The organism is Moraxella canis, from assembly GCF_034424565.1.
Classification (GTDB): domain Bacteria; phylum Pseudomonadota; class Gammaproteobacteria; order Pseudomonadales; family Moraxellaceae; genus Moraxella; species Moraxella canis.
The window spans coordinates 1957076-1968614 of record NZ_CP139961.1 but is presented as its reverse complement, the minus strand read 5'-3'; the positions used below and the strand labels follow the sequence as shown (position 1 = coordinate 1968614).

Annotated in this window: 11 protein-coding genes; 9 read left to right on the top strand and 2 right to left on the bottom strand. The window is 36.1% G+C overall.

The window, feature by feature from the left end; all coding sequences use genetic code 11:
* Positions 1-100 precede the first annotated feature (100 nt).
* The 9 genes from U0021_RS08935 (at position 101) to U0021_RS08895 (ending at position 9769) form a co-directional block, all read left to right on the top strand.
* A complete protein-coding gene (locus U0021_RS08935) occupies positions 101-2017 on the top strand; it encodes a ShlB/FhaC/HecB family hemolysin secretion/activation protein (protein WP_114801053.1) in 1917 nt (638 codons plus the stop codon).
* Between the two features lie 253 nt (positions 2018-2270).
* The gene (locus U0021_RS08930) at positions 2271-3482 is read left to right on the top strand and encodes a CBASS cGAMP synthase (protein WP_114801054.1); all 1212 of its coding nucleotides are present in this window, start codon (positions 2271-2273) and stop codon (positions 3480-3482) included.
* Positions 3482-3991 (top strand): Mov34/MPN/PAD-1 family protein, encoded by a 510-nt coding sequence (locus U0021_RS08925; protein WP_114801055.1) that lies wholly within the window; start codon positions 3482-3484, stop codon positions 3989-3991. The genes U0021_RS08930 and U0021_RS08925 overlap by 1 nt, the downstream gene beginning before the upstream one ends.
* Positions 3972-5678 carry a ThiF family adenylyltransferase gene (locus U0021_RS08920; protein WP_205276579.1) on the top strand — a complete coding sequence of 569 codons (1707 nt, stop codon included), beginning with the start codon at positions 3972-3974 and terminating at the stop codon, positions 5676-5678. The genes U0021_RS08925 and U0021_RS08920 overlap by 20 nt, the downstream gene beginning before the upstream one ends.
* Positions 5662-6681, top strand: coding sequence for a CBASS cGAMP-activated phospholipase (locus U0021_RS08915; protein WP_114801065.1), 1020 nt, complete (start codon positions 5662-5664; stop codon positions 6679-6681). The genes U0021_RS08920 and U0021_RS08915 overlap by 17 nt, the downstream gene beginning before the upstream one ends.
* Positions 6682-7141: 460 nt before the next feature.
* Positions 7142-7282 carry a helix-turn-helix transcriptional regulator gene (locus U0021_RS08910; RefSeq protein ID WP_264756313.1) on the top strand — a complete coding sequence of 47 codons (141 nt, stop codon included), beginning with the start codon at positions 7142-7144 and terminating at the stop codon, positions 7280-7282.
* A 163-nt stretch (positions 7283-7445) separates the two neighbouring features.
* Complete coding sequence (locus U0021_RS08905) at positions 7446-7658, top strand: hypothetical protein (protein ID WP_078255512.1); 213 nt, start codon at positions 7446-7448, stop codon at positions 7656-7658.
* A 16-nt stretch (positions 7659-7674) separates the two neighbouring features.
* Entirely contained in the window at positions 7675-8214 is a 540-nt protein-coding gene (locus tag U0021_RS08900; protein ID WP_162816832.1) for a hypothetical protein, read from the top strand.
* 343 nt (positions 8215-8557) lie between these two features.
* Positions 8558-9769, top strand: a complete 1212-nt coding sequence (locus tag U0021_RS08895) for an ATP-binding protein (RefSeq protein WP_114801057.1) — start codon at positions 8558-8560, stop codon at positions 9767-9769.
* Between the two features lie 73 nt (positions 9770-9842).
* On the opposite strand, the gene U0021_RS08890 is transcribed toward U0021_RS08895, so the two are convergent.
* Positions 9843-10598, bottom strand: a complete 756-nt coding sequence (locus U0021_RS08890; protein WP_264756314.1) for a Fic family protein — start codon at positions 10596-10598, stop codon at positions 9843-9845.
* A gap of 18 nt (positions 10599-10616) precedes the next feature.
* Positions 10617-11021 (bottom strand): hypothetical protein, encoded by a 405-nt coding sequence (locus tag U0021_RS08885; protein ID WP_143821256.1) that lies wholly within the window; start codon positions 11019-11021, stop codon positions 10617-10619.
* Positions 11022-11539: the final 518 nt, after the last annotated feature.

The following is an 11539-nucleotide window of genomic DNA, read 5'->3' as shown; positions in this document are numbered from 1 at the left end:
TATGTATAAATGTAGCAATGGTAATTTAGATGAGATTGCAAGATTGTATTTATATAGTTACAATATGTAATATTCTTGAATACGATGCTGGAATGCACCTATGATTAGATCAACAATCCTTGCCACCACAATTACTGCAATTTTGGTTCATAACACCGTCTCTGCCAACACCACCAACCAAACCCTAATCCAAACCCAAGATGCTCGCAATCAGGCATTGCTAGAGCAATTGGTACCAAATCCAAGCGTGGTGGCAGATACAGCTGCCACTGATACCACCACCCAAATCCAAGAGCAACCCGTAGCAGATAACGCCATTTGCTTGGATATTCATAAAATAGGCTATTCAGTACTATCCCAAGATGATCTCATCTTTACAGACACGCTTGGCTTTGCACTCATGCCTGAAATCATGGGCAACAGCAGCGTATTAGGTAAGTGTATGACAGTTACTGACATCCATGCCATTGCCACTCGTGTGCAAAACCGCTTGATTGAACAAGGCTATGTCACCAGTCGTATTATGGTGGGTGATCAGAATTTGACAGATGGTGAGCTAAGGCTAACCTTAATCCCAGGTAAGATTGCTCAGGTGGTGGTGAATACAGCGGATAGCAAAGTACCTGTCTATGTTAAACAGACAAATAGGGCTTATCCTGCCATTTTAGACACAGCACTCACCACGCAAACAGGCAAGCTATTAAACATCCGTGATTTAGAAACCACGCTTGAGAATTTTAAACGCGTGCCAAGTGCTGATGCTAATTTTAAGATTGCGCCATCTGATGAGTTACAAGCGATTGGCAATGATAACCATACGGGTAGCGGTATTGGCTTTAGCGATATTTTAATTGACTACACTCAACACCGCCGTCTTCGTGGCAGTCTAAGCATTGATGATTCAGGCTCTAAATCCACAGGGAAATATCAAGGGGTGGCGACACTCAGTGCGGATAATTTGGCAAACTATAATGATTTATTCTATCTCAGCTTTGGGCGAGATTTGGGCAATCAAATCAATGATGACAAAGACTATCCCTCTGATAAGAGCAAAGGCTCTAAGAATTATGGTATTGGTTATGTGATTCCTATTAAAAGCAGCGTTTTACAGCTCAATGCCAATCGCTACAGCTATCATCAAACCGTGGCAGGCAGTACCCAAGATTATATCTATGGTGGTACTTCTCGTGGGTACAACGCCAAGCTGTCTCATCTAATACACAGAGATGCTCATAGTAAAAGCCATGTGTATGCTGGCGCATATGCCAAATCCCAACAAAGTGATATTGATGGTACCCTCATTGATGTACAAACCCGTAAAACCGCAGGTTATTTATTTGGTATCACCCATGAGACCACTTTTGGCAAACAAGCCAAGCATAGCCTAAGTACCGATATTTCTTATAAACGAGGCACAGCCGCTTTTAATGCACTGCCCGCACCAGAAGAGCTGTTTGATGAAGGCTCAGCTCGTGTTGGCATCTATCAGCTAAACTCAAATCTAACCAGTCGATATGGCCCAATCATAGGCAATAAACCACTACCCATCATCCACAGCACCACACTCAAAGCCCAATACGCCACCGACAGTCTCACACCAGATTTAAAGATGGCTATTGGTGGCAGATACACCGTCAGAGGTTTTGATGGGGAGCGTTCATTATCAGCGGATAATGGTCTCCTTATCAGACAAGATATCAGCTTTTATCCAAGCTTTTTAAATCAGCAAAAAGCAAACAGCCAAAACAACTCACAAAACAGCCAATCAAGCCATGCCATCTACCTAGGACTGGATGCAGGCTACATCACCAACCACGACAAAAGCCAAAATGAGCGACTGCTTGGACAACATCTGGCAGGTGCTTTCATTGGCATCAAAGGACACTACACACCAAATACAAATAACCCTTACCTAAGTTTTAATTACGACATCTTCACCTCAAAAGCAATCAGTGAGCCCAACGGCTTTTCAAACAAAGATTGGGTGAGTGGTGTGAGTTTGGGGATGAGTTTTTAAAGCAAGTTGATATCAAAACCATCAGTTGAGCAAATTGGCTTGGCTGGTGGTTTTTTATGGGGTGGTCAAATAAGGGTGGAATATACAATAACAGCTCAATCTATAACATTGCTTTCCTTAATTGCTTAATTTCACAAGGATTGCTAAAGTTGCAGCATTTGAGTGTTTTACAGAGAGTGTAGTAACGGTCAAATTGGTTTGAAATTTATTACTGATAGCCCTATATAGCATGTTATTTATTTAAAGGTGAAATATGACTCATTATACAAATAATCTTCATCGTATTTTTGTAGACAGAGAGATTGGTTTTAAGAAAAAAATCACTCCAACAGAACAGGACTTAAACTTTTTTAATCAGGTTAAAAAAGATGTTAAAAGCCACTTAAAGACCAAAATCAAGGAATTTTTGGAGCAACAAGGAATTACTAATATTGCCCCAAAATTTCGCATTCAAGGGTCATGGGCGTATGGTACTTGCAATTTACCTGCCAAAGAAGATCAAGAAATGGATTTTGATTACGGAGTATATTTGCCTATTCGTGCATTTGAAGGCTTTAATCCTGATGCTGGTGCAAGTGAACAAGCCAAAAATTATTTTGAAAAAGTAGAATTGATGATGGAAAATTTATGTCATAAACACAAATGGCTGTTAGATACTTCTGCACCATCATCATGTATTCGCATTAAAATCAAAAGTAATGCTCATATGGATATTCCACTTTATGCTGTTCCAGATGATATGTTTGATGATTTGGAGGAACGCTATGAATTGCAACTATCACTGGACAGTGCAACTGCTATTCATGAAAGTTTAAATTATTCTGAGTGGGCATTAGAAGATTTTAATATTAAATCATTTGCTGAAGAATCTTTAATGGATAAAAATATTCAAATGATTCATATGGCAAGACGAGATGGTACTTGGCAAAAAAGTGACTGTGAACTGATTCGTAAATGGTTTGCCGATAAATTAAAATCTTTGGAAAATAATGGTCAGCAATTACGAGCAGTTTGCCGCTACTTAAAGGCGTGGCGTGATTGGCAATTTGCAGATAAATCTTTTCAGCCAAGCTCTATTTTATTGATGATTATCGCCTGCAAGCATTATCAATATCATCAATATCGTGATGACTTAGCACTATTATCAGTTTTAGAAAAATTGCCAAATGCTTTGAATGGCAATGTTTATGAAAATATTGAAGAACACGAAAGTGAAGATTTTAACCGCATGAAAGAAGGTGAAAGAGTTGAAGCCAGCCAATATGCTGATGCACTTTATCGAAATTTTATGGCGAGTTTAAATAATTTTGATAAAACCAAAGCGCTAAAATTCATCATAAATGAGTGGGGTAGCAGAATACCGCAAGATGAGGATTTGATTGAAACTTCTCGGCAAGCTATTTTTGATACACCACCATTGGTGCAATCAAACATCACCCCACAAGTCCCATTAAGACAAGGTTAATGGATTATACAGAATGGCAAGCAGTTGATTGTGATTTTGTGGTTCGTGTAGATACTCACATTATTACCCAACTAACTACTTATCGACAAAAATTACAAGGCAGACAACCTGAATCCTTGGGTCTGCTTGTTGGATTGGTGTGGGAAAATGCTTTTTGGGTTAAAGCAATTACCACCCCCACTCCATTTGATAAACTCAGTCGTTTTTTATGTATTCGCACACAAAAATCGGCTGACTATAATTTCAAATTATTGAAAAAATTGAACAAACAATCAAATCATCAATGGAATTATTTGGGAGAATGGCATACACACCCAGAAATCTACCCAAAGCCGTCAAAAACCGATTTAGATGGCTGGAATGAACTACCTAAAAATAGTTACTATGATAAGAATATTCATTTATTTTGGATTTGTAGCAGTGAAACCCATATCAATGATTGGATTAACATTCGTATCAATAATGTATTTTTTAAATTGGTGTTAAAAAATGATGAATTACCGCAATAAAATTATTGAAAAATTATCTTATCACCAATATGAACCAATCTCATTTTTGGATTTTAAAAACAGCCAGCTAAGCGATAAAAGTATTTGTTACAAAAAAGAAATTTTTGTAACAAATACAAAAATTGAGTATTTTTTGATTTTTTCTAATTCAAACTTGTTAGATTTTCCTAAAATTTATATAACAGAAAATCAACTATTGCTCTTACAAAAAGATTTCCCACATATTATCCAACCTATACCTCATTTACAAAAAAGACAAATTACTTATTTAAATAATGAACTGTATTACATTTGTTATTTTATGGAAAATAATGAAGTTATTCCAAGAAGTGATTTAGACAAGTTGATTAATATCATTGAAAAATATTTAATAGATTTTTTTGTTAAACTTTTAGATAAAAATCAATACATCCGAGAGTTGACAAAAGATTTTTTGGGTACAGTTATTGTATTGAGCGATTTAACTAATGAAAAAAGTCAATCTTGGTATATCTTAAAAAAAGAAGAAACCTATCATTTTTTAGACTCAAAAAATAAAAATGATATTTTTTGTTTGCCAATCAATGACCAAAATAATCCAAATTTTTTAGAGTTGTTCAAAAATAATCAAGTTTCTGTTCAATCATTTTTAGATTTTATTCAAAGGTGGGATGGTGGTGCTTACCAAAAATTAAGAGAATATCTAAATCACATCAATAAAAAACACAGGAAAAAACCTATTAATATATTGATTAAGTGGCAAAGCAAATTAATGGGCGCATCATTTGAATGGAATGACTGTCAAAATAAAATATTAAAACAATTTTTAGATAATCACCACTTAACTCAAAAGGTAGTATTTTATACGGTAAATTTAATTGATTTTAAAACCAGTGTTTTAAGAAATTTACCAGAGAAATCACAGAATGGTTTGTTAGGTAAAAAAGTTTTTCAGGTTGGTTTGGGAGCAATTGGTGGATATATGGCAGATTCTTTAATCAAAATTGGTGCAGGTATTGATAATGAATTTACTATTATTGATAACGACATTTTAAGTGTTGATAATGTTGGGCGACATTTATTAGGTATAGAATATAGCGGAAAAAGTAAATCTCAAGCATTTAAAGAATATACACAAAGGCAAAGTTTTAATCAAATACAAAAATTAAACACCAAGATTAATAATATTAGTGATTATAGCTTTCAATACTTTATAGATAATCCAGTAGATTTAATTGTGGATGCAACAGGTAGTATTGAAGTACAAGAATATCTCAATGAATTAGTGCAACAAATACCATTAGAGTCTCGCCCTAATTTATTACACTTGTGGATTTTTGGCAATGGAGAATGTGTACAAGGCTTTTGGTGTGATGCAAAATTGCAAAATCATCAAGGTGGCTGTATTCAATGCTTAGGAACATCGGGTAATGGACTGTCTGAAAATATTTTGCCAATTAGAAATTTAAATAAAGAACAACGCTTTGGTGCTTGTTCAGCATTTACGCCCTATGCTGTATCCGGTGGAATGATGGCAAGCTCATTAGGTATTAATATGATATTAGAATGGTTGGAAACTGGTATGATGAAAAATAATTACCAAACTCGTTACAACTCTGAATATCAAGATGAAAAGATCAATGATATGTTAATTATGGCAGATGAAAACTGCCCTTGTTGTGGAAAAAAATATGCAAAATCAATCTGATTTTAAAATACTGTCATTATCTGGTGGCGGTTATCGTGGTTTATATACTGCTGAAGTGTTAAAAGAATTGGAAAATAATTTAAAAGCTAAAAATACAAATGATTGTATTGCTAATTATTTTAATTTGATTACAGGTACATCTATTGGCGGTATTGTAGCGCTGGCATTGGCTTATGAAATTCCTGCTGAAAAAATTGCCAAAATATTTGATGATAAAGGCGAAGAGATTTTTAAGAAACAATCCTGTATTGGTATGTTTAAGGCAAAATATAATTCAGACATTTTGAAAGATATTTTAGTAGACTGGTTTGGTGATGCTTTAATTGGCGATTTAAAGCATCCAGTAGCCATTCCATCAATAAATTATACAACAGGTTCTCCAGTTGTATTTAAAACACCACATCATAAAGGTTTTAAGCGAGACTGGAGACAAAAAATAGTGGATGTTGCATTAGCAACTTCAGCGGCACCAACATATTTTAAGAGACATCGTATTGGCAATAGTGAATATATAGATGGTGGTCTATTTGCTAACAATCCTAGTTTGATTGGTTTGCACGAAGCAGATAAGTTTTTTGAATGCTCGATGAAAGAAGTGAAAATATTATCCATTGGAACATTATCATCCAAAAAGACCATTAATCCAAACGCAAATAAAAAAGGCGGATTAACTGATTGGGGTGAAGGAAAATTCTGGGAAGCAGCTCAAAATATTATGGATATTACTCTAAGTTCTCAGCAATTATTTTTAGATCAAATCGTAAGACATAGAATTGGCAATAATTTGGTGGTAATTGACAACATTTTAACAGAGAGTTCTTCCTCTTATGTGGGGTTGGATAAAGCTACTGATTCTGCAAAAGAAATACTGAAAGGTAATGCAGAGGAATCATCAAAAGTTGCACTTGGAAAGACCGAAGTTTTGGAATTTTTTGATGAAATAGCTATTCCACCTGTATTTTATAAAGATTCATATAAAGATCAAAATGCCGCGCTGAATTAGCAACAATATATCAACTATAAAGGCAATTTATTGTAAATAAGTAAAGCTTCAATTAAAACCGCTAGGCAAGCCAATCCCAATTCTTAGACACTAGGTTAAGATTAAGATGAGAGTTTGGTCAAGAACCAACCTTCTGCATTTCTCGGGAAGTTGGTCTTCTTTCATTTTTACTACTTTGTCGCAACGAAGAATAAATATGACCTTCTGGACAGCATGAACCACTCATTGGGTAAAACAAACTGTAAAATAAATCGAACGTCTTAGATTTTTTAAAAAAACTCCACATGGTGATAACAATCTCCATCTGTTTGCTCATGCAGTTATACATCAGCAAGAATTTTATCTATTAGATCATTATTGCTAATTAATTATGGTAAAATACGCCAAGGGACAGGCAATTACTACCCAGACTGCAAATACTTACTAATTACTACCTACGCGATAACATCATGGAGTGCCTATGTCCAACAACAGCATGAGACTGATTCACGTGGGTGAGATACTGCGTGAAGAATATTTAAAACCTTTGGCATTGTCAGAAGCTTCTTTATCAAAGGCTTTGGGCGTTGCACCTGACCATCTTAATGATATCTATCAGTGAACGGCGTGGTATTTATGTAGACACCGCTTTGCGTTTGGCACAGTATTTTGGCAACAGCCCTAGATTTTGGCTGGACTTGCAAAATACCTATGAGCAACAGCTTGCCAAAACAGCCCATTTCAAATAACCTTAGAACCATCACAACATAAAAAAGGAAACTCATATGGAACAAGCAAGCACCCAAAAGCTAACACTTCAAGATTACGCACCTAAACACTACATCGAGCTATCAGAGTTAGAAGAGAATTTTGATTACTGGATGGAAGTTGTCGAAAAAGATGTGATTGCGATTATAAAAGATGGAGAGCCTAAATTTTGCATGGTACCTGAATTTATTTATGCACAAATGACAGCGTACGCATCTGTAGATGATTGAGATAGCCATCAAATATATGACAATCCAAAAACCCATAAAAGACCTACCAACACGTATCTTTGATGCCTTTTGTGAAGGGATATTAGATACTGCTGTGTTTTATAGCAGTGATGATGTGTATTTGTATCGATTGGATGAATATAAGCAAGTCTTGGAAAGACTGTCTAAAGATACTGACATCCATGTGATTTATTATGACTTTGCTGATGTGCAAGCATCTATTTATCAGCATTTTTTGACCCACATGATTGCAACTGTTTGTCCCAATCAAGCAGATAGCTGTTATTCTCTCAGAGTTGTATTTGAGCAAATTATTTCAGGCAATCAGCGATATTTGTTAATACTGGATAATATTGAGTGTTTATATCAACCATCCAATCTCCAATCACCTGAAACCAAAGATTTCATCGGCTCATTACGCACCTGCCTAGATGTCTATCGAATAAATATACGCACGGCTATGTTTTGTCGAGATACGGTAAATTTAAGAAAGCTGTACCATAATTACCGTGAGCCGTTTTATCGTTTTGGGTATTTGCAGGAGGTGGGGAGGTGAACACCCTTTGATCAAAACGCTTAAAAGCGATATCAACCTCACTTTACCAATCCATATCCCGCATTTCTAGCTCCAATAAAGTGGGAGGCTTAGACAACTTCATCGCAATTTGACGTAAATTATCTAAATTTGCTAGTAGCGTATTGCATACCCTAGATCATGTGCGTAGCGATGCAGATTTAAAGAAACAATCCATCAATTTGCCCCAAATCATTCCATACAATTTACCATTGGATAATTATTTTATACTTGAAACTTTTTTATGTATAGAAAAAGTTTAAAGTATAATTGAAACTTTTTCTATATTAAGGTAAAATAGCAATTATAGTTTTAGGATTTTACCGTGAAAAAAGATTTAGTTTATCGCCAAAAATACCTTGAAATGGTACGCCCGTTTATCGGAAAACCTTTGATTAAAGTGTTTACTGGGCAACGCCGTGTGGGTAAAAGCTATTTGCTGTTTCAGATTATGCAAGAGATTCAAACAGTGGATGAAAATGCCCACATTATTTATATCAACAAAGAAGACTTGGCATTTAGTCACATTACAACCGCAGAGAACCTGAATGATTTTGTGCAAGAGCAGAAAAAGAGCGGTCAAAAAAATTACATTTTTATCGATGAAATTCAAGAAATTACAGATTTTGAACAAGCATTGCGTTCGCTTTTATTAGATGACGAATTGGATTTGTATTGCACGGGTAGCAATGCTCATTTGCTTTCACGGGATATTGCAGGCAGCCTGAGTGGGCGAGCGATTGAAATTAATGTCCATTCCCTGTCTTATTTTGAATTTCTTGAATTTATGAAACTGGACGATAGCGATAAATCGATGTCGCTGTTTTTGAAATATGGCGGTTTGCCTTATTTGAAAGACTTGCCGTTGCAAGACAACATCGTGTTTGAATATCTGAGGAATATCTATTCCACCATTGCCATTCGGGATATTGTGAACCGCTATGCGTTACGAAATGTGCAATTTTTAGAGCAACTTACGCAATTTTTAGCAAGCAATATTGGCAATCTGTTTTCCGCCAAAAAAATCTCTGATTTTTTAAAATCGCAGAAAATTACCACATCAAGCATGCAGGTACAAAATTATGTGGAATATCTTGCCAACGCCTTTTTAATTCACAAAGTACCACGCTATGATATTGAAGGTAAACGCATTTTTGAGATTGGCGAAAAATACTATTTTGAAGATTTAGGTTTGCGAAACGCCCTGATTGGCTATCGGGTACAAGATCGTGGCAAATTGCTTGAAAACTGCATATTCAATCATCTTCAAATTGCAGGTTATGATGTCAAAATCGGCGGTTTAAATAGCCAAGAAATTGACTTTGTAGCAGAGAGTAATGGCGAACGTATTTATGTGCAGGCCGCACTGACCATTAATGAAGAAAAAACGCTTGAGCGAGAATTTGGCAACCTGCTGAAAATTCAAGACAACTACCCGAAATATGTGGTGACAATGGACGAATTTGACGGCAATACTTTTGAAGGGATACAGTGTTTGAGTTTGAGGGCATTTTTGAGAGAGATTTTGGGTGGATGATGCACCGGTACACCAAAATCTCAAACCATGCAAAACATACCTTTAATTAAAGCACTTAAAGACAACATCAATCCTACCTCACCAACAAATACCCCTTACCACGACCATTACGCACAGTGGTTGCCAATCCCATACTCTCAAGTTCATTGAGTAGCTTACGAGCGGTACTATCTGAGATGCCAAGCTCATTAGACACTTGTTTGGCAGTCAACACTTGGTCAGCTGGCGTATTTGTGAGTAGCTGATACTGATGGATGCTAAGACTACTATAATCAACAGTCGGATTTGCAGGTACGGATTTTGGCATAGATTGCGGCACTTGGTCAATCGATAGCAACGCCTGTAAATCGTTAATAGCGCGGTCAATGATAGTGAGCTGATAAGCAATAAAATAAGTCATATCCAATTCATCAGTTTCTACATCAATATAGCTTTGCGCATACTGTTTGGGTGCTTTGTACAATAAGCGACTGATGGAGATATAATCAAAATGCGTATAGCCTGATTTTTGTAGTGACCAATAAAACAAAGCTCGGGCAGTTCTACCATTACCATCACCAAAAGGATGAATAAAGCCGAGTAGAAAATGCAGAATAATCGCTTTGACAATCGGATGGATAAAGTCATCCCCTTGATGATCGGCATTAGCAAAATCGCAATACGCCTGCATCAAGGTCGGTAGCGTCTGCCATGCAGGGGGTTGATGAACAATTTGCCCATGATAATCAGCAATGACAATCTCATCATCTTGGCGAAATTCACCCGAAATCGCATCATTGTCAATCGCACCCTCTGTGGCGATTTGATGCAATTGCAAAATCATAGTGATGTCAAGCGGTTGATTTATTTATTGTTTCACTGCTTGCATCAAGTGATAATTATTGACAATCATCACCTCGCTTTTATTCATAGATGCACGGCGACTGCCGAGTAACTCTTTGGCAACCTTGCGTGTGGTAGATGCACCTTCAAGCTGAGCACTGGTAATCGGCTCTTCAAAGAGTAGCTCATCGGTATCAATAGACCATTGCCATTGGTGATAGTGATGCTCAATGTAATATAGCTTGGCTTGCAGGCTTTGTGGTAAGCAATACGAGAATTGATAACCACCAATAGACATCGACTGCATAATGGCGTGACGGTTGAGTCTTTGAGCAAGCCAACGCCGTTTGCTGTCAGTTGGGTGACGATAGCGAAACTGCTCCCGTGACAAATAACGCCCCTTGGCATCTGTTGGTGGGTGTTCTGACAAATATCTCAAAAGCACAGATGAAATATCACTCGCTTCTAGTTCTGATAAAGTAGGTGGCTTGGGTAATTTAATCGTTATTTTCCATAAAATGTCGCAACTTATCGTATTTTATCTTATTTTATCGTAATTTGTCGCTTCCATCTAATTTAAATATTTATGAATATAAACATCAACCACCTCCACTCAATTTCACCTCATCTGCGGTTATATACCACATATTCTCCGCAAAATATGCGGTGAATAACACCATCAATCACCGCAAAATTGGCATATTAAATCCCAAACCAAACCAACGACTTTCAGGATATGAATAAAAAAGTTTAATATTATTAAATAGGAAATATAAATAAAAATGATTTAACTCAATCAATACCCACTACTTTCATTGACGAGCTTAAGAATGAAAAATTAAAAAATATAATAAATTACGAAAAATGATGGGGTAAATTTATCCTACCATTTTTCGTGACAATATATAAAAATACAACAAAGTGCATAATTATCATCAACACTGATAA